We start from the raw sequence: 24,743 nt of genomic DNA on the forward strand, positions 1-24,743 counted from the left end.
CCTTGCGTCCCGTTCCGCCTTTCTTCACGTATCTGCAAGCCTCCATTCGCAAAATGGTTGAAACGACTGGTAGTTTGTTGGAGCGGCTGTTGCCAAAATCAATTCATGCGGTGACCGCACGTGGTTTCGAACTTAAAGTCGCTCTGTTTGTCCTCGCGACCTCCATCAACTTCCTGTGGTAGCAACTTGGGTTAAATAATACGTTCAGTGGATACGCCTAGAATTTTTTCAGGAAATTTTAGAACCGAAAATTCTCCCACATCTTCTGCAAATTCGCCGGTTCCACCGTGCAGGCTGGATGCAGCGAATAATGACTGAATAACAGTGGCCAGATCATTCGCATTCCAGTTGCCCATCCCAAGCGATACATTATCAAACCAATCATTAATGGCTCCAGCGTACGTATCCACCGTGGATGCAGAGCCACATCCACCACCAATATCCCCATCCGCGCAAGCTTGCATATGGCCGGTTGGATCCGTGTAAATAATGGGGTTATAGTTTACATACGCATACCGATCCCAAGACAGCGGGTTGCCCACACCGGGCACCAGCGTATCTGCCTGGGTGAAATGCGCCCCGGCCGGGTCAAACCACCTCGCCCCGTAGTGATATAACCCCACCTGCTCCATCTGGCTGAGCTGCCCGGTGTATTGGTACGCCGTGGGCATCTCCCCGCCGCGGGAACGCACCTCCCCAAAGGCCGTGTAACGCTGCACCCCGCTGGCCGCGCCCCCCTCCGCCGCCGTCACCTGCGCGCTGCCCAGGTGATCCGTCAAAAGCCAGTTCAGCGTGCCCCACCAAGGGATAGATCCCCCCTCTAAGGCAGATTTACGCTTAGCAGACCCCTATTCGGTTGGAAATGTGCAAGAACTTCAACTTTTGGAACCGAATTTCTAAAAGAAAGCTAAACCTGTCTATATTGGAAATCACTAGCTTTTACTATTATTAATTCCGAAGAACCGTCTTCTAATCCATTGCTAGAATCTAGGTGCAAGTGATTACCTGAAGGTATATCAGGATTAGCTAAAGTTAGAAAATGGTGAGCTAGTGAGATCAGACCCTCTTTGTTAGCTGTTAGCACCACAGCCCCATCAGAGTCGACTTCGACCGATATCCAAAATCCGGATTCCCATTTCAATCGAATCCCATCATTTGGATGATAGTCTGGCAAATCAATTGTCACTCTCATAGTTTTCCTATCGAAGCATGAAAATTAAGGATTAAGGTAAATATGGTAGTTTTGCGTGATAACCTTCTTGCCTGTTTTTGGATCAACAGCTAAGGTTTCAAAGTTCATATGTGATTGACCTGTACCATGTCCGGCCAAGTCCCCAGATTTCATCCTTACTTGCCGGAAACCATCCTTGGAAACAAATCTACCTGGTTCAATCTCAATGTATCCTGGTCCTAAAAACTGAGTTGCTGCATCAAGCGCATCATCAACAGACAATTTCATGCCATTATGTAAAGAGGCTTCAGGTCTTTCCGATCCTCCACCCACAATTATGCCAGCTATTGTCAGGCTAGCTCCGCTTGCAAAAGCTGTCCATGAATTCTTGATCCTATCTAACAGGCTAGGGAGTCTGTATATAGCATCTGCGTTTCCAATGAAGATTGCATTTCCTACTATGAATCTTCCAGTATCTTCTAAATCTGCGTCGATAGCATAATTGTAGTCTGGATGCGTGATCGAGTAATTATATATTGCCTGGTTTTTTACATCTTCAGATGCATCTGTATTAATAATCTGTGCGGGTTGAAGATCCCCCATGCCTAACCCTGCACAGCCATTACTCAAATCATCGTTCATGCAGGCTACCGCATGACCTGTCGGATCAGTATATTTTATTGGATTATTTCTGGCATAACTGTAACGATCCCAATCTAAGGCGTTAATCGGATTTGGCACCAGCGTATCCGCCTGGGTGAAATGTGCCCCGGCCGGGTCAAACCAGCGCGCCCCGTAATGATACAGCCCCACCTGCTCCATCTGGCTGAGCTGCCCGGTGTACTGGTACGCCGTGGGCATCTCCCCGCCGCGGGAACGCACCTCCCCAAAGGCCGTGTAACGCTGCACCCCGCTGGCCGCGCCCCCCTCCGCCGCCGTCACCTGCGCACTGCCCAGGTGATCCGTCAGCACAGTGCAATTTCCCATCGGACTCATACCACCCATACTGTATTGTACATCATCACCCCTATACGGGTGCGCCGTAGGGTGCCGTCCCCGACGCACCCGCTGTGTCTGGGGGTGGTGCGAGCGGTGAAGCTGAGTGCAACGTACTACTTGGACATTCATGACAGCAATTAATGATCTTCCAAATAACAGGCGGAAACTTTATCTTCAATATCAGAAATAGAATTATGGAAGTCGTGTATGGAGAAGCCACTGTCGCTAACATCAACATTGATAAAGGTAACTATCTTCTCATATCGCGCGATGAACGAACAGACTTTACGTTCTTCATTTCGTGTACACCCGCAACGCATTTCATCAGCGGTAATATTGGTAAAGGTAATCGGAAACTCTTCTAGGGATGGATCGCTATTCTCGAATATTGCCTGCTGATAGTCATCAAACCGTTGTTCCGCTCTCTTGAGTGAAGGATATTCAATTACCACATGATGCGCAGGTGTTTTTCCTCTATATAAATATCGAGCTGCGGATCTATTCGGCTCTTCAGGCAATGGAGAAGATGCTTCATCTTCGACACAACCCCCTGGATAGTTCGCGCATGTTAGAAGCAGGCTCTCCATAGTGCATTTCGTTTCATTCCTCTGACTACATCCAAAAAGCAGGATTATTGGTAGCACTAGCCATAATCGTTTCGCGATCATCGTGTACTTCCCCCTATTTATGATCAAAATGATTGGGCTCATAAGGTGCTTCTTGACGAGGAATAAACTCTGAGGGCGCGCTAACGAGTGCCATTGAATCCTTGTATCCCTGTAGAACCTGCCGGAATTCATTACTGGTAAGCAGGTTATCATTCAAATAATTATTTTGGTAAAGTTCAAAACCGAAATTCACCGCCGAATAATCATCAGGGGTGTCAAGATATTCTGGAAATAGCTGCCCTAAGTTTCCTTCTTGATTTATAAAGTGGTCATATGCCTGAGCAGCACCTGCACCCATATGTAGAGTCTCAAGATCAAAACCAGCGGCGGCCCCATAGAAGCCATATAAGAAGTTACCTGTAGTAGAATACTCAAACCATGCATCACCTAACTTAACTTTTTCCCCTAACTCTATTAGCACTTGATCTTTAACATCAAATCTTGCCCCATCCTTTACAATTTTATAAAATTTCATCATTGCTAAGGTGGGTCTCGCCAGAGCTTCGCTACCATTCTGAACATCTTGCATCGATAAGAGTTGTTTAATTTCCTGCACGTCCTCATCGTTAGCCATGTACACAGAAGCTTTTACAATCCATTCTGTTAGGTCGCGATATTCAGGGACTCCCCCGATTCGATCATCATCTGCCACCATATGTCCCGTTGGGTCCGTGTACTTTAGCGGATTCCCCCGCCCATACGCATACCGATCTACATCCAATGGGTTGTACAGGTCTGGGATTAGCGTATCCGCCTGAGTGAAATGCGCCCCGGCCGGGTCAAACCACCTCGCCCCGTAGTGATATAACCCCACCTGCTCCATCTGGCTGAGCTGCCCGGTGTATTGGTACACCGTGGGCATCTCCCCGCCGCGGGAACGCACCTCCCCAAAGGCCGTATAACGCTGCACCCCGCTGGCCGCGCCCCCCTCCGCCGCCGTCACCTGCGCACTGCCCAGGTGATCCGTCAGCACAGTGCAATTTCCCATCGGACTCATACCGCCCATGCTGTATTGTACATCATCACCCCTGCGCGGGCGCGCCGTAGGGTGCCGTCCCCGACGCGCCCGCTGCGAATGGGGGTGCGGTGCGTTTGATAAAGGTTAAGCGCTTTCTACACCTGAAAGTGTATTTATAAAAATTCTGTTTTCATTGTGGATAACTGCCAACAATTACAAGTATTAGCAGCTTCATTATTCCTAAAAATAACCCGTTTAAACACATTCCAAACAATAAAGATCCAGCATTAGCAATGATCATATTTATAAGAAATTGGTTATTTTGGAATTTTCCATTTAATCCATACAAGATCCAGAGTATTGGTAGAATCATAAATAACGATAATTCAATAGAAATTATGGCGTCCCATGGAAGCCTTATCATTGTGATCAAAGGAAATCGCCATAGAGGGTCTGAAATTTTCCATCCCAGGTAAAAGGCAATAGCAGCGAATAAAATAAGGATGATCAATCTCATTTTTCCTATTCTATTCTTTAGAATCAAGTTACCTCGGCTTTTTTCAATAGCCGGTAAAAATCTCGAAATGCTGGCGGACCCTAACCAAAATATCACAAGAGCTAGAAGGAAGGCCACAGCGCTCCATTCAATTGTGGGTTTTCGTTGATACCGCCCAGCAAGATTCGAAAAAACCTCAGACTGGATTATTAAATCTTCTTCATCACGAGAAATTCGGAATATTCCTCGTTCTCTCCCCGTCATTATCATTTGTCCTACTTCGTCTACTTCATAGTATAGAAGAAGGTTATTTAACGGCTGTTTTCCGTCCACTCTATTTAGAATGAGCTTCCCAGGTTTTTGAAACTCCAACTGATAATAGGAATTATCTATGCTGTCAAGACTGCTTTGAGGCACCTTGTTTACCCATGTACCAACAACGTAGTCAGACAAACCATCGCCTTGTGGTTGAAGAGATTTATATCCTGAAAGGACAAGAAACCCACACCCCACAACAAAAAAACATATCAATAATAAGTTTTTCTTAGATTTCATTTTTATCACCTGACCCCAGGGTACATGGAGACTAAACCTTGGTAATTGTTATTCATGATGGCAAAAGCCCGGAATCCAACCTCAAACCAATACAGCGTACCAGAAGACGGTTCTGAGGATGGGTATTGGTTCGGTTTAGTTAAATGGTTAAATGTTTTCCAACCGCCGACAATCACCTTTTCACCAAACCATAAAGGCTCATTATTTGCTGCTGACCACATACCCTGTGCGAAATAATTAATCTCATGTCGAGAATAACATGAACCATCATCAAAACAGACATTTCCTGGAGCTTTTCCGTAGCTATCCCAAAACGGCGTATCGTATGCGGCCCTTTCGCTATTTGTCCGAACTCGGTTTCTAATATCAAAGAACACCGCGATCATGAGTAGGTCGAAATCATCATCGTTGATAGTAATGGAATTATTAATTTGATATAGTTCTCTAGCGTAAAAGCATTCCACGTAAGAAGAATATGGACAACCGGGTACTGTACCGATAGTTATCGTAACATTAGGGTCAGGAAAATTCGGAATGCCGTTTCCATCAGGATCTTGAGATGCAAATTCACTATTACCTAAATCGGCGTCTGATAGATAATCTTCAAGACCACAACCCCCATCTCCCCCATCATCCACCATATGCCCCGTCGGGTCCGTATACTTCAGCGGATTCCCCCGCCCATACGCATAGCGGTCCACATCCAATGGGTTGTACAGTTCTGGGATTAGCGTATCCGCCTGGGTGAAATGCGCCCCGGTCGGGTCATACCAGCGCGCCCCGTAGTGATACAGCCCCACTTCCTCCATCTGGCTGAGCTGCCCGGTGTACTGGTACGCCGTGGGCATCTCCCCGCCGCGGGAACGCACCTCCCCAAAGGCCGTGTAGCGCTGCACCCCGCTGGCCGTGCCGCCTACCTGCGCGCTGCAATCTCCCATCAGGCTCATGCCTTATTGTACAGCATCTGCCCTGTAGGGGCGCGTCTGAGCGCCCCTACACCTGGGGATTTCTCCTGGCGCGGTGTGTGCCCAACCGCGCTTTTTGAGACGCGCCCGTACGCCTGGGGGTACCCCACTTCGCGTCCTTGGCTTCTTTGCGGTGAAATTCCCGTCCTTGTGCCGCAAACCGCCCCCCCGCCCAACCAAAGAGGGTTCCGGCGCGCCGGAACCCTCTCATCAACCTGTCCAATTTAGCGGTCTTGCAGCGCCGCCACCCCGGGCAGAACCAGCCCTTCCAGCATCTCCAGCGAAGCCCCGCCGCCGGTGGAAATATGGGTGATCTGATCCGCCAGCCCAGACTGCTGAATGGCCGCCACCGATTCGCCCCCGCCGATCACGCTGATCGCCGCGCTGGCCGCCACGGCCTTGGCAATTCCCACCGTGCCCACCGCGAAAGCCGGGAACTCAAACACGCCCATCGGGCCGTTCCACACCACCGTCCCCGCCTGCGCGATGACCCTGGCGTAATTCTCCACCGTCTCCGGGCCAATATCCAAAATGCGCCAGCCGTCCGGAACCGGTCCGGTGGGCAGCGTCTTGTGCTGGGCTTCCGCCTCAAAGGCATCCGCAATCACCATATCCACCGGCAGACGCAGCTTATCCGACCCCGCCGCCAAAAGGTCGCGGGCCAGATCCAAAGCCTCATCCTGCACCAGCGAATCGGCCACCGGGTAGCCCTGGGCCTTGAAGAAGGTGTTGGCCATGCCGCCGCCAATCAGCACCTGGTCGGCCTTGGTCAGCAGGTTGCGGATCACGCCGATCTTATCGCTGATCTTGGCCCCGCCCAAAATGGCCACAAAGGGGCGCTTGGGCTCGGCCACCGCCTGGCCCAAATATTGAATTTCTTTTTCCAGCAGGAAACCCGCCACGGCCGGCAGATGATGCGTCACGCCCTCGGTCGAAGCGTGGGCGCGGTGCGCCGTGCCAAAGGCGTCATTCACGAAAATTTCAGCCAAAGAGGCCAGCTTGCGCGCCATCTCGGGGTCGTTCTTTTCTTCCTCGGCGTAGAAGCGCGTGTTTTCCAACACCAACACCTCGCCCGCCTTCAGCGCCTGGGCGGCCGCCTCAGCCGTCGGGCCAATGCAGTCTTCCGCGAAGGCCACCGGCTTGCCCATCAGCCCGCCCAAATATTCGGCCACCGGCTTCAGGCTGTATTTTGCCTCCGGCCCACCCTTGGGGCGGCCCAAATGCGAGCAAAGGATCACCGCCGCGCCCTGGTTCACCAGGTATTCAATCGTCGGCAGCGCCGCGCGGATGCGGGTGTCGTCGCCCACCTTGCCTTCCTTCACCGGCACATTGAAATCCACGCGCACCAAAACGCGTTTTCCACGCACATCAATATCACGAACGGTCTTTTTCTGGAACATGCTTTCCTCCCAACGGGTTGGGGAAATAAAGGATCGAACAGCCGCAGATTGCAATCACGGAGGGCGCAGCACAGCCAAAAATGGCAGACGGCGGCCCTCCGTGATTCAAGTCTCGCGAAAAATTACAGCGATTTGGCCATCAACGCAGCCAAATCCGCCGTGCGGCAGGAGTAGCCCCATTCATTGTCGTACCAGGTGACCACTTTCACCAAGTTGCCGCCCATGACCATATTGTTGGGCAGGTCCACAATCGAGGAGCGGGAATCGCCGCGGAAGTCGCCCGAAACCAGCGGATCGCTGTATTCGCCGCGGGTCACGCCCAAAATGCCCTTCATACTGCCTTCCGAAGCCGCAATGAAGGCCGCGTTCAATTCGTCTTTGCTGGTCGGTTTTTCAACCCACGCGGTGAAGTCCACCACCGAAACGGTGGGGGTGGGCACGCGCAGCGCGTAACCGTCGAACTTGCCCTTCAGTTCCGGGATCACCAGCGCCACAGCCTTGGCCGCGCCGGTGGTGGTGGGGATGATGTTCAGGCCGGCCGCGCGCGAGCGCCGCATTTCTTTCTTGTGGCCCTGATCCAAAATCACCTGATCGTTGGTGTACGAGTGAATGGTGGTCATCACCGCGTGCTGAATGCCGAACAGGTCATTCACCACCTTGGCCGCCGGGGCCAGGCAGTTGGTGGTGCAGGAAGCGTTCGAAACCACATGGTGCTTGCTGGGGTCATATTTTTCGTCGTTGACGCCCAACACGATGGTCAAATCTTCGTTCTTGGCCGGGGCCGAGATGATCACCTTCTTGGCGCCGCCCTTTTCAATGTGCACATTGGCGCCGGCCTTGCCCTTCGCCGGGTCGCCCTTGGCATCCGTGAAGATACCCGTGGCTTCGATGACGATATCCACGCCCAGATCGCGCCAGGGCAGGTTGCCGGGGTCTTTTTCAGCGAAAGCGCGGATGCGCTTGCCGTTGACCACCATGTCCGACCCGTCCACTTCCACCGACCCGCCGAAAATGCCGTAGGTCGAGTCGTACTTGACCAGGTGCGCGTTTTGCTTGACGTCGAACAAGTCGTTGATCGCCACAACTTCCAGAGTGTCACCCTGGCGTTCCAAAATGGTTTTCAACACCAGACGGCCGATGCGGCCAAATCCATTGATACCAACTTTGATCGTCATGTCCATTCCTCCTAAGATTGTCTAAACAATTTTACCACGCCTTCAGACACAGCAAAATTGTTTGTTTGCTCGTGTTTCATCCCTCGTCGCGGGATGCCAGCGGCCCGGTGCGTTCATAGAACAGATCCATAATCACCTGAGCCAGCTTGTTGGAATCGTGCCGCCACGGGTTTTCCTTGTTGGCCAGATCCGCCTGATAAATGGGGTGGCTCTGGTTCAGCTCAGGCTCCGGCTGAATCCAGTTGACCGTCTCCGGCAGCTCGCCTTCAAAATTGCCGTTGCACACCACCGTATCCAGGATGCCCTCGCCCAGATACTTTTCCACCGTTTTCACATGGTCGCCGCAGGTGTAGTGATCGGTCTCTCCCGGCTGGCTGGCCAAATTGCAGATGTAAAATTTCAGCGCCCGGCTGGCGCGGATGGCGTCCGCCAGATCGGGAACCAGCAGATTGGGCAGAATGCTGGTATACAGACTCCCGGGGCCAATGATGATCAGATCCGCGTTCAAAATGGCCTGCAGCGCCGGCGGAAAAGCCAGGGGGTTATTCGGCTCCAGCCACACGCGGTTCACCCGCCCGCCCATCTGTGAAATGCGGCTCTCGCCCTTAATCACCACCTCTTTCGACTGGTCGGGCAGCTGCACATCCGCCACCAGGCGCACATCGTGCAGGGTGGAGGGCATCACCTGCCCCTTCACCGCCAAAACCCGCCCCGTCTCGGCCACGGCTTCTTCAAAACTGCCGGTGATGTCCGTCAGCGCCGTGATCAGCAGATTGCCCAGGGTGTGGCCGTTCAGCCCCGCCCCGCTGGCGAAGCGGTATTGAAACACCTGGGTCAGCAGAGCCTCATCGCTGCTCAGGGCCGTCAGGCAGTTGCGGATATCGCCGGGGGGCAAAATGCCGATGTGCCGGCGCAGCTCGCCGGAGGAACCCCCGTCGTCCGCCACAGTCACAATCGCGGTCAGGTTGTTGGTTTGCGCCTTCAGCCCGCGCAGCAGCGTGGCCAGGCCCGTGCCGCCGCCCAGCGCCACCACCCGCGGCCCCTTCTCGCGCCGCCGGAAACTGGTCACCGTGTCCAAAATCGGCTTGCCAGGGTGCAGGAAAGGGGTGATCAGGGCGCGGTTCAGGCCCCACGTCCCCAGCAAAATCAGCGCAAGCCCCAGCCCGCCAAACACCACCGCGCGCAGCGTGCGGTCTAAAAAGCGCAGCGAAAGCGTCGAGAGAATCGGCAGCCACCAGGTCTCCGGCGCGGTGCGGTACACATCCAGAATCAGAATCGCGAATCCAATGCCAATCAGCGTCGTTCCCGCCAGAATAACCGCAATCCAGCGCTTCACCCCCAGCCCAGGAAGCAGCCAGCGCATCTCGGAGCGAACCGTGGACCACAAACGAACCAACCCATTTCTGTGCTTAATCGGCATACGGGTCTTATCATAGCAGGATTTGAAACCAGCGTCAACGATTTTAACCCCTGGCGTGCGGGGGTTAACCCAATGAACTGCATGGTATGGAAACGCTCCCAAAATTCCTCAAGTGACGTTATAATTCAAGCTATGACGGACTACTACCTGGCCATTGATATCGGCGGCACCCGCCTGCGCACAGCCCTCTTCCCGGCGGGCAGCCGCGAACCGGTGCGCCACGAGCGCATCAGCACCCGCGGCGCCGGCTCCACGCTGGACCGCCTCTGCGATCTGGTGTCGCGCGTCTGGCCCAATGACGGCCCCGTGCGCGCCATCGGCGCCGCCGCCCCCGGGCCCATCAACCCCCGCACCGGCGTCATCTACGCAGCCCCCAATATCCCCGGCTGGCGCAATATGCCCCTCAAGAAAGAGCTGGAAGATCATTTCCATGTTCCCGTCGAATTGGGCAACGACGCCAACCTGGCCGCCCTGGGGGAATGGCGTTTTGGCGCAGGTATGGGCTGTCATAACTTGCTTTACCTCACCATCTCCACCGGCATCGGCGGCGGCGTCATCCTGGATGACAGCCTGGTGCTGGGCGAACACGGCCTGGCGGGTGAATTGGGCCACATCACCGTCCTCCCCGATGGCCCCTTGTGCGGCTGCGGTCAGCGCGGCCATCTGGAAGCCATCGCCTCCGGCACGGCCATCGCCCGTTGGGCCGCCGAACAGCTCGCCGCCGGGCGCCAATCGTCCCTCACCCCCGACCCCGCCCCCACCGCCAAAGACGTCTCCCGCGCCGCCCAGGCCGGAGACGCCCTCAGCATCGAGGCTCTCAGCCGCGCCGGTCATTTCCTGGGCGTGGCCCTGGCCGATTTCCTCCACGCCTTCAACCCCTCCATGATCGTCCTGGGCGGCGGAGTCATCTCTAGCGGCGAGGTCTTCCTCGCGCCCGTGCGCCAGGCCATCTACGACCACGTCATGTCCCCCGCCTACGTGCAGGACCTCAAGATCGTCAAAGCCAGCCTGGGGGATGATGTCGGCTTGTTCGGCGCCCTGGCCCTGGCCGCCAGCAAGTATTAGCCCCTTCCCCTTTCCGGATGCGCCCGTGTTTAGCGGGCGTTTTTCCATTAAAAAGCGCGCAGAATAAAGATGAACGTTCACCAAAACGGTGATTTACTGCCTATAGGCCGCCCGCGGGGGAATGCTATAATCAATTCAGGTTCACCGTCAGTGTCAACGCTCACCCTTCAGAAAAAGGAGTCCTCATATATGGAACGGCTTAACTTACCCGGCCCCAATGCCCAGGAGATTGTCTCGCGCGACGAAAAAGTCATCTCCCCATCCTACCCACGCGGTTACCCCTTTGTGATGGATCACGGCAAAGGTTCTCAGGTTTGGGATGTAGACGGCAATGTTTTTCTGGACTTTGCGGCGGGCATTGCGGTGCTCTCCACCGGTCACAGCCACCCCAAGGTGGTCAAAGCCATTCAGGAACAGGCGGAGAAGTTTATTCACATCTCCTCCGATTTCTACCACCCCAAATGGGTGGAGTTGGCCGAGAAATTGAACGAGATCGCCCCCTTCAAGGAAAATGCCGTCTCCTTCATGACCAATTCGGGCACCGAAAGCGTTGAGTCGGCCATTAAGCTGGCCCGCCACACCACCGGCCGCACCCAGTTCATCGGCTTCTTGGGCGGCTTCCACGGCCGCACCCTGGGGTCGGTCACCTTTACCGCCTCCAAATCCAGCTATCACCGCGGCTTCTACCCCCTGATGAACGGTGTGGTACACGCCCCCTTCCCCAACACCTACCACCCCATCCTGGCCTCCCTCCCCGATGAAGATTACGGTGAAACCGTGGTGCGTTACATCGAAGAGCAAATCCTCGGCCGCATCGTCCCCGCCGAAGATGTGGCAGGCATCCTGGTCGAGCCTATTCAGGGTGAAGGCGGCTATGTTGTGCCGACGCCGGGCTTCTTCCCCGCCCTGCGCCGATTGTGCAACCGCCACGGCATCCTCCTCATCGCCGATGAAGTGCAGGCCGGCGTGGGCCGCACCGGCAAATGGTGGTCCATCGAGCAATTTGGCGTTGAACCCGATATCGTCTGCATCGCGAAAGGCATCGCCTCCGGTGTGCCCCTGGGGGTCATGGTCGCCCGCGAATCCCTGGTCAAGTGGCCGCGCGGCTCTCACGGCAACACCTACGGCGGCAACCCCATCGCCTGCGCCGCGGCCCTGGCCACCCTCGACCTGGTGGGCAGCGAATTCATGCAGAACGCCGTCGAAGTCGGCCAGCACGCCAAAGACATCATGGAAGAGATCATGTCGCGCCACCCCAGCGTGGGCGAAGTGCGCGGCATGGGCCTCATGCTCGGCATGGAATTCGTCAAAGACCGCGCCACCCACAAGCCCAACGAGCACATCCGCGACCGCATCGTGGACCTGGCCTTCGAACGCGGCCTCATCACCCTGGGCTGCGCCAAGAGCACCATCCGCATCTCCCCGCCCCTGTGCATCACCCGCACCGAGATCGAAGAGGGCATGGCCATTCTGGACGAAGCCATCTCCATCGCCGAACAGGAATTGATCGATTAATGCTGCCCGATTTCCGCGTCCGCCAGCGCGATTACCTTTTGGAAATTTCCCGCACCATCACCCAGGAGCTGGATCTGGATAAGGTGCTGGAACGCATCCTGAATATTTCCATCGAAATGCTGGCCGGACAGGCGGGGATCATCGCCTTACGGAAACTCACCGGGGGCTGGAGCGTGCGTGTGGCGCACGGCCTGCCCCCGGCTTTTCTTAAATTTATTGAATCCCTGCTCAGCCAGCTCCCCGATATCGGCCAGGCCAATTTCACCGAGGTGGACATCGCCGAGATCAACCAGCGGCTCCAGGAGCTGACCTACACCGCCAGCATGGGCTATTACACCAGCGTGGCCCTGCCCATGATTTCGCGCGGCTCCATTGTGGGGGTCATCTTCATCTTTCGCAATTATTCCGGCACGTTTTCCGCCAATGATCACGTCATCCTGGCCTCCTTTGCCAATCAAGCCGCCATCGCCGTTCAAAACGCCCAATACTTCGCCCAGGTCACCCAGGAGAAACTGCGCCTGGATGCCCTGCTGGATACCGCCGGTGACGGCATTCTGATCCTCACCAACAACCACATCATCGAACGCTGCAACCAGGCCCTGGCCCGCCTGCTGGGCTCCCCCGCCGAGGTGCTGCAGGGCAAACATCACGACGCCGTCCTCGCCTGGAACCAGCCGCCCCAGGGCCTCACCCTGGAACAGGCCGTGGCGGGGGGGTGGCCGCTGACTGCCCACGCCCAGCTCTACATCGAAGGCGACCTGAAACGCGGCCCCGGTCAGCCCCCCCTGCCGGTGGGCATCACCTACGCCCCGCTGCTCTCGGGCGAAGGCACGCTGCTGAACATCATCGCCACCGTGCGCGATATCACCCGCTTCCGCCAGGCCGACGAGATGAAAAGCACCTTCATGTCCATCATCAGCCACGAGCTCAAAACCCCCGTGGCCTTGATCAAGGGCTATGTCTCCACCCTGCGCCGCGACGACGCCGATTGGGACCGCGAAATCGTGGCCGACAGTCTGCAAGTCATCGAAGAAGAGGCCGACCGCCTGACCATGATGATCGAAAACTTGCTGGACGCCACCCGCCTGCAGGCCGGGGGCTTAAACATCAAGCGTTCGGATGTCTCCCTGGCCGCCTTGGCCGAGCGACTGGCGAAACGCTTTCAAACCCAAACCACGCGCCACACCCTGGTGGTGGATTTTCCGCCCGATTTCCCCGTGATCCTCGCCGATGAAACCCGCCTGGAACAGGTGGTGGGCAACCTCATCTCCAACGCCATGAAATACGCCGCGGAAGGTGAAATCCGCATCGGCGGCCAGATCCTGCCCGATCTGGTGGTGGTGTGCGTCAGCGACCAAGGCCCCGGCATCGCCCCCGGCGACATCCCCCACGTCTTCGACCGCTTCTACCGCGCCCCCGATATGGCCCGCCACACCAAAGGCGCCGGCCTGGGGCTTTTCCTCACCCGCGCCATCATCGAAGCCCACGGCGGCCGCATCTGGGTGGATCCCGAATCGGGCAAAGGCGCGCGCATCTGCTTCTCGCTGCCGCGCCCCGAAACCCATCTCGTCGCCTCAAAATAAAGCTTACCTCATGGGGGCGCACCAGCGCGTCATGCGTTCAGCCTCTCCATGATTATTGGCTACACGCAGTTCACCGAACCCCACCCCGCTTTCCCCCGCCTCTGGTATAATTCCCCCATACTGGCTGTCTCGATCAAAACGCCTGCCTCTGGGCGTATCTTCTTCATTAGGAAGGCTCACCTTCGTATGGCTAAAACCACCACTTCCTGTCCGCGCTGCCGCCAGCCCGTTGTGGCGGATGTTGAACAGCTCTTTGACCTCAACCAGGACCCGCGCGCCAAGCAGCGTCTGCTGGGCGGCCAGGCAAACCAGATTGCCTGCCAAAGCTGCGGTTACCAGGGCAATTTCAGCACCCCCATCGTGTATCACGACCCCGAAAAAGAACTGCTGCTCACCTACTTTCCCCCCGAAATGGGCCTGCCCGCCAATGAACAGGAACGCATCATCGGCCCCCTCATCACCCAGGTGACCAATAAGCTCCCCGCCGAAAAACGGAAAGCCTATCTCTTCCGCCCCCAGACCATGTTCACCTTTGACACCCTCATCGAGAAAATCCTCGAAGGGGACGGCATCACCAAAGAGATGATCCAGGCCCAGCAGGCCCGTCTGGCCCTGCTGCAGCGCCTGCTCACCACCACCTCCGTTGATAGCCGCCTCACCATCATCCAGCAGGAAGAAGCCATCATTGACGCGGAGTTCTTCACCCTCTTTGGGCGCGTCATCGAATCCGCCATGGCCCAGGGCGACCAGCAAACCGCCCGCGCCCTGGCCGGCTTGCAACAGGAGCTGCTGGATAACACCAGCTTTGGACGCCAGGTCAAATCCTCGGCCGAGGCCTCCGAGCGCATGGTTAAAAGCCTGCAGGAAGCCTCGCAGAGCGGCCTCACCCGTGATAAGCTCCTGGATGTGTTCCTCACCGCGCCGGATGAGGCTTCCCTCTCCACCGTGGTCACCATGACCCGTACCGGCCTGGATTATGAATTCTTCCAGGTTCTCTCCGGCCGCATTGAAGCCGCGGACGGCCCCGAAAAAGAAAAGCTGGAAACCCTGCGCGGCACCCTGCTGAAGATGGTCGAAGCCATTGACCAGCAGATCGCCCAGCAGATGGAAGCCACCAAAGCCATCCTGGATCAAATTCTGGCTACGCCCGACATCGAAAAAACCATCCGCGACAACGCCCAGTTGATAGACGATTTCTTTGTGGAAGTCGTGCAGGCCGAGCTGCAAGCCGCCCGTCAAAACGGCGACCTGGAGCGCAGCGCCAAGATCAATCAGGTAGTGGACGTCCTCAAGAAGTTGAGCGCCCCGCCCAAAGAATTTGAGCTGATCGAAAAACTCATGCAGGTCGGCGAGGACGCGCAGCGCCGCAAGATTCTAGAAGAAAACGCCGAGATGGTCACTGGTGAATTTGTGCAGATGCTCTCCACCCTCGCCAGCCAATCCGAAAGCCAGGGTCAGCCCCCCGAAGTTGTGGAAGAGCTGAAGAAAATCTACCGATTGAGCCTGCGTTTCACCATGGAAGCCAACCTGAAGAAGTAAGCCCTTTCTCAAGTGACAAACAAACCGACCGGCCCGTTTGCAAAGGCCGGTCGGTGATTTTAAGGGGTTCAGCCCTCAGGCTGCCGGGTTATCCAGGCGCAGCCCGTGACCGCGCACCGTTAGAATGTAATTATGCCGCGGGTCCAGCGCCGTCAGGCGTTCGCGCAGCCGCCGTGCCAGCGCATCCAGCGCCTGATCCGAAACCCCAAAGGCCTCCTCGCCCCCCCACACGGCAGAGACCAGTTCCTGTCGCGAAACCACCTCTCCCTGCTGGTCATACAGGGCCTGCAGCAGTCGGAATTGCGAAGCCGAAAGCGGCGGAAGCACTTCTTGTGTGCCCACCCACACCCGCCGCGAGCGCGTATCCAGGAATAGGCGGCGGCTGGCACGGCTGATCACCGGCAGGTCCATCCCCTCCATCGGCATGGTCGCGTCTGAGCTGAGGAATACGAAGCTTTGCACCAGGGCAATCTGCAGCAAATCGCTATCCTGCAGCATTTGCGGGTCGCTGATCAAATTAGCGTTCACATACGTCCCATTTTTGGAGCCCAAATCTTCCAGCAGCACCCCCTCCGGGCCAGGAGTCAGGCGGGCGTGGTAACGGGACACCTGGCGGTCTGGGATGACGATATCGCAGCCCGGTTCGCGGCCCATCATCAGCACCTGTCCAATGACCCACCGCTGCCCGTTTAAAGGCCCTGCCTGACCAATCAATACCGGAAGCTCTGCTGTACGATTCATGGGTTCCTCCCAGCTTCAGATTACCCTAACAGCCGCCCCCCCACCGTAGATTCAGCAATCGAAGGCCGCCGTTTCTGTTTTAATTCCCGCTGTCCGGGCAAATCTTATTCTTTGAAGGCGCTGTGCTTTCCGTTCCTTCGAGGTATAATATAGCAGAATTTTGATCTTTTGTGTGAACATGGCTGGGTTTTCCTGAGCGGCAAAACGCCGAAATATTTCACCGCCGCTCTGTCAACGCCAATTCAAAAAGATCACCGCAGCGTTGGGTGAGGAGTTCACGCTATGCCCGTCCCTCTGAAAGCCGGGGAAATCCTGCGTGGGCGTTATCGCATCAGCCGCATCATTGGCCAGGGCGGCATGGGCAGTATTTACCTGGCAGATGATCAGCGTCTGGAAGGGCGTCAGTGCGCCCTGAAAGAAGTTGAACACGACCGCTCACTTCCCCCAGATCTTGTCCGAGAGGCTCGCGAGCAGTTCCTGCGTGAGGCCACCGTATTGGCGCGCCTCGACCACCCCAATCTGCCCAAAGTTTCCGATTTCTTCTCCATTGGCACCCGCGATTATCTGGTGATGGATTTCGTCCCCGGCAAAGATCTGCGCGCCCTGATGCTGGAAGCGCGCCAATCCGGCAATTTCCTTCCCGAAAGCAGCGTGCTCAATTGGGCCAACCAGCTGGCCGACGCGCTGACCTACCTCCACGCCCAAAAACCCGCCATCGTCCACCGCGACATTAAGCCCTCCAACCTCAAGCTTACCCCCAGCGGCCTGCTCAAACTGGTGGATTTTGGCCTGGTAAAGCTCCTGGCCCCCGGCGAAGTCACCATCACCGTCCTGCAGGGGCAGGGAACCGCCCTCTACACCCCCCTGGAGCAGTACGGCGGTGACAGCGGTCACACCGACGCGCGCAGCGATATCTTCACCTTCGGCGCCACCCTCTACCACCTGCTCACCAACCATCCCCCGGCCGATGCCCGCCAGCGCTTCTTAGACCCATCCGCCTTGCAGCCCCCGCGTCAGATCAACCCCGAGATCTCCCCCCGCACCGAACGTGCCATTCTGTGGGCCATGAGCATGCACCCCGATGACCGCCCCGCCAATGTGGAAAGCTTCCGCGAGGCTCTCGTGGGCAGCGCTCCTTTGCTGATGACCAATTTGCCCCAACGCACCCAGCCGCAAAAAAACACCCTCCAAAGCATGTTCGCGCACGATCCAGAGCGCTCCCTTTGGTGGGCGTTAATCGGAATGTCGGTGGTCAGTCTGGTGCTTTCTTTGCTGCGTTAGGCCTGCGCCCGCTGACGGATCAGCTGCCGCCAGGCCGCCGCGGTCCCCGCCCCCAACAAACAGCCGATGCCCACAAACCCCACCAGCCGCAGGAAGGGCAGCCCCTCCACGCGCCATTGGGGCGCATCCACCAGCAGTAAAAGCGCATAAGCCGCCAATCCCCCCAAAGCCACGCACAGCCCCAGGCGCAGGCTCCAGCGCGGCGTCAGCCAGCGCCGCCCCACATACAGCGCCCCAAAACCGCTTCCCCAGGCCAGCCCCATCGCCAACAGCCAGCCCGCCGCGTTGGCTGCAGGCGGTTCGGAGGTTTCTTCGGCCGCAGGCGTTGGCTGCGGCGTTGGGGTGAGCGTCTCGGTGGGTTCTACCGTGGGTGTGGTGGGTGAGGTGGGTGTAATTTCCAGCACCACCGCCGCCTGCCCCGCACCCACATCCAGCCGCAGTTGGGTGGAAACCAACGCCGGGTCGCTGGTCACACGGATGTCCATCAACCCTGGGCTTTGAATACGGTACACCGCCCGCGCCACACCCTGCACGGTGGTGGTTTCAATTTGCTGCACGGTGCTGCTGTCGCCGCCAAAGGTGAACAAGAAGCGCACCACCGTCCCATCTGGCACAGGGTGGCGGTTGTGATCGTAGATCACGCCCGTTTTCAACGGCAGCGAATCGCCCACCTTAAAGGTGGGTTCGGGTTCTGGCGTGGGGGTCAGCTCCGGCGTGGACTGATCCTGGGTAGGCACGGCGGGCACCCCTGCCTCGCTTTCCGACGGCTTCAGATCAATCATCAAAGGGATCACCTGGGTGGGGTCTGGGGACATGGCCGTGATCAGATCGTACCCCAACCCTGATACCGATACCGGCAATGCCCCCACCGCCGTCTGTTCTTGAAAGAGCAGGCGCGCTGCCATATCCACAAAAGCGGGCTGCTTGCTGTACAGAGCATAATACGCGGTCAGTTTGGAAATATCGGTTGCATCCAGATAGTAAGGCGCGTTGAACGCAAACACAATCACCCGTTTGTTGCGCACCAGATCAGGCCGTTCGGCTAAAAGCTGCCGCAGGGCCTGAGACTCGGCCCTGGCTGTGTTGGTGTTCATGAAAGAAAACACCACCCAATCCGTCAGCTTCAATTCCTGCGCCAACGTTTCCGTCTTTTCGGGCGCGCCCCCGTTCATCAACAGCCACAAATCCATAAAACTGAAGGACGACAGCTTAAAGTTGATCACCTGCGCGCCGGCGTTGGGACCGTACAGGCGCAGTACGGCGCTTTCCAGCGCGCTGGCAGGGAAAAATTCCTGCGGCGTACATTGGCTGCACTGCTGCTGGCTGACCGTCTCGGTGATGAACACAATCCGGTCCAAAATATCCGGTGGGCGCGGCATGCTGACGTTTAATTCCGTGGGGTCCGGGCTGAGCAGGGTCGCCGCGCGCTGAGCCACCTGGAACACCACCTCCTGAGATTTACCCACCTGACCCAGTCTGTCCACCGGCGGAGTCGTTGCTTCCAGGCTGAAGGCGCCGTACATGCGCAGCTTGATGGTCAAAATTCGCGCCACCGAGGCGTCCACCCGCTGGGCAAAGACCACATCTTCGCGGTATTTGGTGGCAAAGAACTCCAGCGTGCGCACAATGGTGGTGTACGTGTCCGCATCTCCGCTGGCGATAAAATTGTCCAGATACAGCACATCGTTGCCCGCCAAAAAAGCGCTGCGGGCTACCTGCCGTGCGTCAAACGCCTGACCCGTGGGGTCAAAAAACCGCCGCACCGCCTGACTGCCCAGGTCGTCGCTGATCACAATCCCGCCCTGATTTCGCCAGCTTTGGAACTGCGGCAGCCCCATAATCTGTTCAAACGCCGCCGGGTCAAAGCTCACCGGGCGGGTGGTGGCGCGGATATTGCCTTGAAACCCCTGGTAACGAATATGGGAAGCCAACAGCCCATCCGCCTTCGCTTCCTCATTGGGTGCGCTGCCCGTCACCGCAAAAAAGGGCGCCAGCTCAATCTGCTTCAACTGCTCCAACGATTTGCGCACCGTGGCCACTTCTTCCTGCGGCGGCCGGTCCGATCCGCCCCGCCCAGGGAAGTTCTTGGCGATCACCGCCAGACGGTGATTGCTGCCGGTGTGCAGCCCGCTGATATAGGCCTTGCCCATCTCACCCACCCAATAGGGGTCGCCCCCAAAAGTGCGGGTTCCCAAATCTTCCCCTGTTTCGGCCTGCACCACATCCAGCACATCCAGTGAAGGGCCGAACAGCAAATTAAAGCCCAGGGCCGAAAGCTCTTGCCCCAGGGTGGCCCCCACGCTCTGCGCCAGATTCGGATCCCAGGTGGAACCGATGGCCATCTGGTTGGGCAGGGGCGTCAGCCCATTGAGGATCTGATCATACGGCGGGCCGTCGCCGTCCTGAGAGATACCCACAAACAGGGGAATAAACTGGGGGGTGTACACGCTGGAGGTGGCCGTGTTCACCAACTCCATCTGCGAGCTGCTCCAGGCGTTCTTTTGCAGCCCATTGATTAATTGGTACGTATCCCCCACCGTGCCGTCGGGGCCGGTGAAATTGTCATTGGCTGCCCGCAGCACCACCCCGCCCACATGGTGATTGACAATCAGGTCGTAGATGGGCGATGACGGCCCCGTCTGCCGTCCTTTGAAGCTCACCAGAAAGAGCTGCCCCACCCGCTCCTCAGGGGTCATTTTTTCCAGGATGCGCCGCACCTGGGTGGGTACATCGCTTTGTGCCCGCACAGGCTGCACCGCCGGCCCCCAGGCAGCCAAAAGCAAGGCCACCGCCAGCAAGCAGCGTGTCCATACAACCATCCTGAATCGGCGAGGCGGCCTCAATGCTTCTAAAAATCTCCTTACCGAAAAACTCAGGGGACTAGCCCGCCGCAGCGGCTGCCCCATCCTGCTCAGTCAAGATCTGGCGGGCCAGGCGCGGGTCATCCGTGAAGATGCCGTCCACGCCGTCGCGGAACAGCCGCCGCATGTCCTCCGGGTCATTCACCGTCCAAACGTGTACGCGCCGCCCCAACCGGTGCTGGGCGGCGATGAGCTCGGTGGTCGTATCCGCAACGTAGGGGTGCAGAATGGCCGGGGCAATCCGCCGTCCAAAGGGTGAGCGCGCCAAAAAGCCCGCCCAGCCCACGTCTGCCAGCAGCCCCGCGGGCACATCCGGCATCCAGCGCCGCACCTTGAGAATGTTCAGCGAAAGAAAGGAAGAGAACAGCACGCTCTCTTCCATGTGGTATTGGCGCACCAGATCCACCACCTTTTCCACCAGCGCATCCCGAGGAGTGGTGTAATTGGTCAGCTCAATGTTGATGAAAAGCTGCTGTCCCACCGCTTCAAACACTTCAGCCAGGGTGGGCACCTTTTCACCGGCAAAGTCCGCCGAAAACCAGCTCCCTGCGTCCAAAGCGCGCACCTGCGCGAAGCTGTGGTCTTTTAACAGGCCGTGTCCGTTGGTGGTGCGGTCCAGGGTGGTGTCGTGCAGCACCACCACTTCGCCGTCTGCCGTCAGTTTAACGTCCAGCTCAATGGCATCCGCGCCGTGTTCAACCGCCAGCCGGAAAGAGGACAGAGTATTTTCAGGGGCATGGGCTTTCGCGCCCCGGTGGGCAAAAAGAACGGGTTTAGGAAGGGATTCGAGGGTCATAGGTCCACAAAATAGGCTTCACAGGCAGCATCGATGAGTTCAGTGGTCATAGAAGGTTCCACAGAGATGTAACGCGCCACATCCACAATCTGATCGCAGATATCGCGAGGGTGCGAAGCGCGCATTTTCCGATTATGTTTGATATACCATTCCTGCAGCAAATACGCCAGGCCCTGATCGCTGTAAGCAACACCCTTGGCTGCCGCCACCCGCCGGAAAATCTCACGGTATTCCTCATAGGTGGGGTCGCCGATCTCGATCTTGTGGCGCAGCCGCCGTAGAAAGGCCTCATCCACCAGGTCGCGCGGCGGCAGGTTGGTGGAAAAGATAACCAACACATCAAAAGGCACTTCCACCTTGCGCCCGGTGTGCAGGGTCAGGTAATCAATGCGGCTTTCCAGGGGCACAATCCAGCGGTTCAGCAAATCGCGCGGGCGCACTTGTTGGCGGCCAAAGTCGTCAATCAAAAGGATCCCGCCGTTGGCTTTCACCTGGAAAGGCGCCTCATAGAACTTGCTGTTCTCCTCATACACCAAATCCAGCCCCGCCAGGGTCAGCTCGCCGCCGGTAATGATGAAGGGCCGCGAAATGCGCACCCAACGCGGGTCGCGCCGCTGGTTGGCACGCAGCACCCCCGTCGAGCTGGTGGGCAGCTCTTCTTCGGGCGAAAGTTGATGATTCACCGAGTCATACAGCTTAATCACCTGTCCGTCCACGTACAAAGCGTAGGGAATGTACATGAACTGGCTCAAAATCAGGTTGCCAATCGCCTTGGCCACGCTCGATTTACCGTCTCCGGGCGGGCCGTATAGGAAAATTGAAGTCCCCGAATTCACCGCCGGGCCCAAACGCCCGTAGGTTTTTTCGGACAGCACCATATGAGAAAGCACCTGATGCATCAGGCGTGAGGTCACCTGGGTGCGGCCGCGGCTTTGGCGGCGGCAGGCGTCGTTGTACACTTGCAGCGGAACCGGCGCCGGCCCAGCGTATTGGCTGCGGTCCAGCGCTTCGCGCGCGCGGGCAATCCCCGCCCCGGTGATTGCGTACAGATAGGCCCCATCCCCCAACCCCGTTGAAGACGAGCGCACTTCCACCAGCTTCTCGCGCTTTAAAGATTCCAGCACCTGATCCACCACCCCCGCGAAAGGCAGGGCAATTTGCTCGGCGATCTTAAAACCGGTCAGGTATCCTTCGTAATACATCACCTTCAGGATGTGATCTTGAATCCACAAAAACGAAAGTCCCGTATCCTCAACCCGCGTGATGGGCGGCGGGACATAGGGAGCCGCATTGGTGTTCGGCTCCAGGCTTGCGGAACGCGGAGGCATTTTGCTCATTCTTCCCTCAAGTGTCAATCAGGGTGGGCGCAGCTATACCTTTAAATTATAGCACGCCTCCCCCTTTCCTCCCCCCTTGCACTCTGCAATGACTTTACAATTCCCTGACCTTTTGAAGCCTAAACCTTGCCTCGCCGTGCCTGTTCCCGTATAATTCAGACCATGAATGTGACCGTGATCATCCCCGTTTATAATGAAATTAAGACCATCCACGAGATTGTCCAGCGCGTCAAAGCCACCCAACTCGTGCATGAAATTGTCATCGTGGACGACGGCTCCACCGACGGAACCCGCGCCGCTCTGGCCGAAATGGACGGAAAAGAGGGCGTGCGCGTCATCCTGCACGAGAAAAACAGCGGAAAAGGGGCGGCCCTGCGCACCGGCATTCAATCCGCCACCGGGGATGTGGTCATCATCCAGGATGCGGATCTTGAATATGACCCGCGCGATTACCCCGCTCTGCTCAAGCCGATTCAGGAGGGCATTGCCGACGTGGTGTACGGCTCGCGCTTCCTGGGCGGCGCCCGCCGGCCTATCCTCTTTTGGAATATGGTCGCCAACAAGATCCTGACCTTCATCACCAATATCCTGTACAACAACATCCTTTCGGATATGGAAACCGGCTACAAAGTCTTCCGCCGTTCCATCGTCAAAGACATCACCTTCCACGCCCGCCGCTTTGAATTTGAGCCGGAATTCACCGCCAAAATCCTCAAGCGCAATATCCGCATCTTCGAAGTGCCCATCACCTTTAACCCGCGCCTGTACTCCGAGGGCAAGAAGATTAAAATGAGCGACGCATTCGAAGCCTTGTGGGCGCTGTTGAAGTATCGTTTCGTAGATTAGTACAATCGAGGGCTGCTGCCTCCAGCTCCCAGCCGATACAACGATGCTGGTCGGGCCGCCTGTAAAGGCGGCTAAATTCTGGATTGGATGAGGACGAGCATCGTGATCAACCTGTTCTTCAAGCGCATGCGCGCTATGTACGAGTATTACCCCATGCAGTTCTGGCTGCTCATGGCCGGCATGTTGGTCAGCCGCATCGGCATGGGCATGATCTGGCCTTTCCTGACCATTTACCTGAAAACCAAGCTGGGCCTGCCCCTCACCACCATCACTGCCCTGCTCACCCTGGATTCCATCATGTCCATTATCGCCTCGTTCCTGGCGGGCACAGTCACCGACCGTCTGGGGCGCAAATGGGTCATGGTGGTCAGCCTCAGCATGATGGGTATCGTCTACGCCATGATGAGCCAGGCCAACACCCTGGGCGCCTTCGCCATCCTCATGGCCCTGCGCGGGCTGGCCGTGCCCATGTACCAGGTAGGCGCTGACGCCATGATCGCTGATCTGATCCCCAACGACCAGCGCGCCGAGGCCTACTCACTGCTGCGCATGGTCAGCAACACTGGCATCGCCATCGGCCCTGCCATCGGCGGTTTCATCGCTGCCACCTCGTACGGCATCGCCTTCATGATCGCCGCCGTTTCTCTGTTGCTCTTCAGCTCCCTGGTCGGCTTTGGCATGCGCGAAACCATCCCCGCCGAGGCTGCCGCCCAGGCCCGCACCGGCGACGGGGGCTATCGCACTGTCTTCCGCGACCGTTTCTTCCTGTGGTTTGTGGGCGCCTTCACGATGACGGGCATGGCCTCTTCTCTGGTCTTTGCTTTGCTGCCCCTCTACACCAAAGAGAATTTTCAACTCCCCGAAACACAAACCGGCCTGCTCATGACCGTCAACGCCACCATGGTGGTGCTTTTCCAGGTGCTGGTCACCCGCTGGACCAAGCAGCGCCGCCCGCTGGCGATGTTAACCATCGGCGCGCTCTTCTATGCCGTGGGCATCGGCGGCATGACCGCGGGGTCTGCCTTCCCCCATTTCGCGGTCAGCATGGCCGTCATGACCATCGGCGAACTCATCGTGGCCCCCACCTCCACCAGCCTGGCCTCCAGTCTGGCCCCCATATCCATGCGCGGGCGCTACATGAGCGTCTTCAGTTTGGGCTGGGGCATCAGCCACGGCCTGGGGCCGGTGGTGGGCGGCCTGCTCAACGATTTTATCGCCCCCATCGCCATCTGGTACGGCGGCGTGGCTTGGGCTTTGCTGTCCGCCGGGCTGTATTTCATCCTCTACCGCACGCGCAAAACCAGGGAAAACAGCGCCTCACCTCAACCGGTCTGATTCTCCCCAGGCAAAAGCCCCTATCTACCAAAACGCC

21 protein-coding genes and 1 pseudogene are annotated in these 24,743 nt (G+C 57.4%); 8 read left to right on the forward strand and 14 right to left on the reverse strand.

What is annotated here, in order from left to right; all coding sequences use genetic code 11:
• Window positions 1–182: pseudogene (locus tag ADN01_RS20025) on the forward strand (IS982 family transposase); the annotation flags it as partial.
• Between the two features lie 9 nt (window positions 183–191).
• Here the strand turns inward: ADN01_RS20025 and ADN01_RS04090 are convergent.
• The 10 genes from ADN01_RS04090 to ADN01_RS04130 all read right to left on the reverse strand — a co-directional run bounded on the left by ADN01_RS04090 (window position 192) and on the right by ADN01_RS04130 (window position 9,807).
• On the reverse strand, window positions 192–779 hold the full coding sequence (locus ADN01_RS04090; protein ID WP_062418909.1) for an RHS repeat-associated core domain-containing protein: 588 nt from the start codon (window positions 777–779) through the stop codon (window positions 192–194).
• Window positions 780–907: 128 nt separating this feature from the next.
• The gene (locus ADN01_RS04095) at window positions 908–1,192 is read right to left on the reverse strand and encodes an Imm32 family immunity protein (protein ID WP_075070948.1); all 285 of its coding nucleotides are present in this window, start codon (window positions 1,190–1,192) and stop codon (window positions 908–910) included.
• 24 nt (window positions 1,193–1,216) lie between these two features.
• A complete protein-coding gene (locus tag ADN01_RS04100) occupies window positions 1,217–2,167 on the reverse strand; it encodes an RHS repeat-associated core domain-containing protein (protein ID WP_160318372.1) in 951 nt (316 codons plus the stop codon).
• 140 nt (window positions 2,168–2,307) lie between these two features.
• Window positions 2,308–2,838, reverse strand: a complete 531-nt coding sequence (locus tag ADN01_RS19165) for a DUF1330 domain-containing protein (protein WP_147239085.1) — start codon at window positions 2,836–2,838, stop codon at window positions 2,308–2,310.
• A 13-nt stretch (window positions 2,839–2,851) separates the two neighbouring features.
• Window positions 2,852–3,835: an RHS repeat-associated core domain-containing protein gene (locus ADN01_RS04105; protein ID WP_160318373.1), complete on the reverse strand. Its 984-nt coding sequence runs from the start codon at window positions 3,833–3,835 to the stop codon at window positions 2,852–2,854.
• 151 nt (window positions 3,836–3,986) lie between these two features.
• Window positions 3,987–4,847 carry a hypothetical protein gene (locus ADN01_RS04110; RefSeq protein ID WP_062418912.1) on the reverse strand — a complete coding sequence of 287 codons (861 nt, stop codon included), beginning with the start codon at window positions 4,845–4,847 and terminating at the stop codon, window positions 3,987–3,989.
• A 5-nt stretch (window positions 4,848–4,852) separates the two neighbouring features.
• Window positions 4,853–5,794: an RHS repeat-associated core domain-containing protein gene (locus tag ADN01_RS04115; RefSeq protein WP_082142858.1), complete on the reverse strand. Its 942-nt coding sequence runs from the start codon at window positions 5,792–5,794 to the stop codon at window positions 4,853–4,855.
• Window positions 5,795–6,036: 242 nt separating this feature from the next.
• Complete coding sequence (locus ADN01_RS04120) at window positions 6,037–7,212, reverse strand: phosphoglycerate kinase (RefSeq protein ID WP_062418914.1); 1,176 nt, start codon at window positions 7,210–7,212, stop codon at window positions 6,037–6,039.
• Window positions 7,213–7,334: 122 nt separating this feature from the next.
• Window positions 7,335–8,387, reverse strand: a complete 1,053-nt coding sequence (gene gap / locus ADN01_RS04125) for a type I glyceraldehyde-3-phosphate dehydrogenase (protein ID WP_062418915.1) — start codon at window positions 8,385–8,387, stop codon at window positions 7,335–7,337.
• 76 nt (window positions 8,388–8,463) lie between these two features.
• Entirely contained in the window at window positions 8,464–9,807 is a 1,344-nt protein-coding gene (locus ADN01_RS04130) for a gluconeogenesis factor YvcK family protein (RefSeq protein ID WP_082142859.1), read from the reverse strand.
• Between the two features lie 132 nt (window positions 9,808–9,939).
• On the opposite strand from ADN01_RS04130, the gene ADN01_RS04135 reads away from it, so the two are divergent.
• The 4 genes from ADN01_RS04135 to ADN01_RS04150 all read left to right on the forward strand — a co-directional run bounded on the left by ADN01_RS04135 (window position 9,940) and on the right by ADN01_RS04150 (window position 15,509).
• Window positions 9,940–10,872, forward strand: a complete 933-nt coding sequence (locus ADN01_RS04135; protein WP_062418917.1) for an ROK family protein — start codon at window positions 9,940–9,942, stop codon at window positions 10,870–10,872.
• 189 nt (window positions 10,873–11,061) lie between these two features.
• The gene (locus ADN01_RS04140; protein WP_062418918.1) at window positions 11,062–12,387 is read left to right on the forward strand and encodes an acetyl ornithine aminotransferase family protein; all 1,326 of its coding nucleotides are present in this window, start codon (window positions 11,062–11,064) and stop codon (window positions 12,385–12,387) included.
• Window positions 12,387–13,970, forward strand: a complete 1,584-nt coding sequence (locus ADN01_RS04145) for a sensor histidine kinase (protein ID WP_062418919.1) — start codon at window positions 12,387–12,389, stop codon at window positions 13,968–13,970. The genes ADN01_RS04140 and ADN01_RS04145 overlap by 1 nt, the downstream gene beginning before the upstream one ends.
• A gap of 186 nt (window positions 13,971–14,156) precedes the next feature.
• Window positions 14,157–15,509, forward strand: coding sequence for a CpXC domain-containing protein (locus ADN01_RS04150; RefSeq protein ID WP_062418920.1), 1,353 nt, complete (start codon window positions 14,157–14,159; stop codon window positions 15,507–15,509).
• 75 nt (window positions 15,510–15,584) lie between these two features.
• On the opposite strand, the gene ADN01_RS04155 is transcribed toward ADN01_RS04150, so the two are convergent.
• Window positions 15,585–16,250, reverse strand: coding sequence for an FHA domain-containing protein (locus ADN01_RS04155; protein ID WP_082142862.1), 666 nt, complete (start codon window positions 16,248–16,250; stop codon window positions 15,585–15,587).
• A 282-nt stretch (window positions 16,251–16,532) separates the two neighbouring features.
• Between ADN01_RS04155 and ADN01_RS04160 the strand changes: the two genes are divergently transcribed.
• A complete protein-coding gene (locus tag ADN01_RS04160) occupies window positions 16,533–17,531 on the forward strand; it encodes a serine/threonine protein kinase (RefSeq protein ID WP_062418922.1) in 999 nt (332 codons plus the stop codon).
• Here ADN01_RS04160 and ADN01_RS04165 read toward each other — a convergent pair.
• The 3 genes from ADN01_RS04165 to ADN01_RS04175 form a co-directional block, all read right to left on the reverse strand.
• The gene (locus ADN01_RS04165; protein ID WP_160318374.1) at window positions 17,528–20,350 is read right to left on the reverse strand and encodes a glycoside hydrolase family 3 N-terminal domain-containing protein; all 2,823 of its coding nucleotides are present in this window, start codon (window positions 20,348–20,350) and stop codon (window positions 17,528–17,530) included. The two genes, ADN01_RS04160 and ADN01_RS04165, sit on opposite strands and share 4 nt — an antisense overlap.
• A gap of 61 nt (window positions 20,351–20,411) precedes the next feature.
• Window positions 20,412–21,188: a glycerophosphodiester phosphodiesterase gene (locus ADN01_RS04170; RefSeq protein ID WP_062418924.1), complete on the reverse strand. Its 777-nt coding sequence runs from the start codon at window positions 21,186–21,188 to the stop codon at window positions 20,412–20,414.
• Window positions 21,185–22,525 carry an AAA family ATPase gene (locus ADN01_RS04175; protein ID WP_062418925.1) on the reverse strand — a complete coding sequence of 447 codons (1,341 nt, stop codon included), beginning with the start codon at window positions 22,523–22,525 and terminating at the stop codon, window positions 21,185–21,187. The genes ADN01_RS04170 and ADN01_RS04175 overlap by 4 nt, the downstream gene beginning before the upstream one ends.
• Before the next feature lie 162 nt (window positions 22,526–22,687).
• Here ADN01_RS04175 and ADN01_RS04180 point away from each other — a divergent pair, with 162 nt between their 5' ends.
• Together ADN01_RS04180 and ADN01_RS04185 are read left to right on the forward strand one after the other, a co-directional pair.
• The gene (locus tag ADN01_RS04180; RefSeq protein ID WP_062418926.1) at window positions 22,688–23,371 is read left to right on the forward strand and encodes a glycosyltransferase family 2 protein; all 684 of its coding nucleotides are present in this window, start codon (window positions 22,688–22,690) and stop codon (window positions 23,369–23,371) included.
• An 87-nt stretch (window positions 23,372–23,458) separates the two neighbouring features.
• Window positions 23,459–24,706 carry an MDR family MFS transporter gene (locus tag ADN01_RS04185; RefSeq protein WP_082142864.1) on the forward strand — a complete coding sequence of 416 codons (1,248 nt, stop codon included), beginning with the start codon at window positions 23,459–23,461 and terminating at the stop codon, window positions 24,704–24,706.
• Window positions 24,707–24,743 lie beyond the last annotated feature (37 nt).

Origin of the sequence: Levilinea saccharolytica, assembly GCF_001306035.1 — a bacterium.
Taxonomy (GTDB): Bacteria; Chloroflexota; Anaerolineae; order Anaerolineales; family Anaerolineaceae; genus Levilinea; species Levilinea saccharolytica.

Bases quoted from the DNA above. Each gene is read 5' to 3' on its own strand.
- ADN01_RS04095 (WP_075070948.1), bottom strand. From the start codon at position 1,192: ATGAGAGTGACAATTGATTTGCCAGACTATCATCCAAATGATGGGATT.
- ADN01_RS04100 (WP_160318372.1), bottom strand. From the start codon at position 2,167: ATGAGTCCGATGGGAAATTGCACTGTGCTGACGGATCACCTGGGCAGT.
- ADN01_RS19165 (WP_147239085.1), bottom strand. From the start codon at position 2,838: ATGATCGCGAAACGATTATGGCTAGTGCTACCAATAATCCTGCTTTTT.
- ADN01_RS04105 (WP_160318373.1), bottom strand. From the start codon at position 3,835: ATGAGTCCGATGGGAAATTGCACTGTGCTGACGGATCACCTGGGCAGT.
- ADN01_RS04110 (WP_062418912.1), bottom strand. From the start codon at position 4,847: ATGAAATCTAAGAAAAACTTATTATTGATATGTTTTTTTGTTGTGGGG.
- ADN01_RS04115 (WP_082142858.1), bottom strand. From the start codon at position 5,794: ATGAGCCTGATGGGAGATTGCAGCGCGCAGGTAGGCGGCACGGCCAGC.
- ADN01_RS04120 (WP_062418914.1), bottom strand. From the start codon at position 7,212: ATGTTCCAGAAAAAGACCGTTCGTGATATTGATGTGCGTGGAAAACGC.
- gap (WP_062418915.1), bottom strand. From the start codon at position 8,387: ATGACGATCAAAGTTGGTATCAATGGATTTGGCCGCATCGGCCGTCTG.
- ADN01_RS04130 (WP_082142859.1), bottom strand. From the start codon at position 9,807: ATGCCGATTAAGCACAGAAATGGGTTGGTTCGTTTGTGGTCCACGGTT.
- ADN01_RS04135 (WP_062418917.1), top strand. From the start codon at position 9,940: ATGACGGACTACTACCTGGCCATTGATATCGGCGGCACCCGCCTGCGC.
- ADN01_RS04140 (WP_062418918.1), top strand. From the start codon at position 11,062: ATGGAACGGCTTAACTTACCCGGCCCCAATGCCCAGGAGATTGTCTCG.
- ADN01_RS04145 (WP_062418919.1), top strand. From the start codon at position 12,387: ATGCTGCCCGATTTCCGCGTCCGCCAGCGCGATTACCTTTTGGAAATT.
- ADN01_RS04150 (WP_062418920.1), top strand. From the start codon at position 14,157: ATGGCTAAAACCACCACTTCCTGTCCGCGCTGCCGCCAGCCCGTTGTG.
- ADN01_RS04155 (WP_082142862.1), bottom strand. From the start codon at position 16,250: ATGAATCGTACAGCAGAGCTTCCGGTATTGATTGGTCAGGCAGGGCCT.
- ADN01_RS04160 (WP_062418922.1), top strand. From the start codon at position 16,533: ATGCCCGTCCCTCTGAAAGCCGGGGAAATCCTGCGTGGGCGTTATCGC.
- ADN01_RS04165 (WP_160318374.1), bottom strand. From the start codon at position 20,350: ATGGTTGTATGGACACGCTGCTTGCTGGCGGTGGCCTTGCTTTTGGCT.
- ADN01_RS04170 (WP_062418924.1), bottom strand. From the start codon at position 21,188: ATGACCCTCGAATCCCTTCCTAAACCCGTTCTTTTTGCCCACCGGGGC.
- ADN01_RS04175 (WP_062418925.1), bottom strand. From the start codon at position 22,525: ATGAGCAAAATGCCTCCGCGTTCCGCAAGCCTGGAGCCGAACACCAAT.
- ADN01_RS04180 (WP_062418926.1), top strand. From the start codon at position 22,688: ATGAATGTGACCGTGATCATCCCCGTTTATAATGAAATTAAGACCATC.
- ADN01_RS04185 (WP_082142864.1), top strand. From the start codon at position 23,459: ATGAGGACGAGCATCGTGATCAACCTGTTCTTCAAGCGCATGCGCGCT.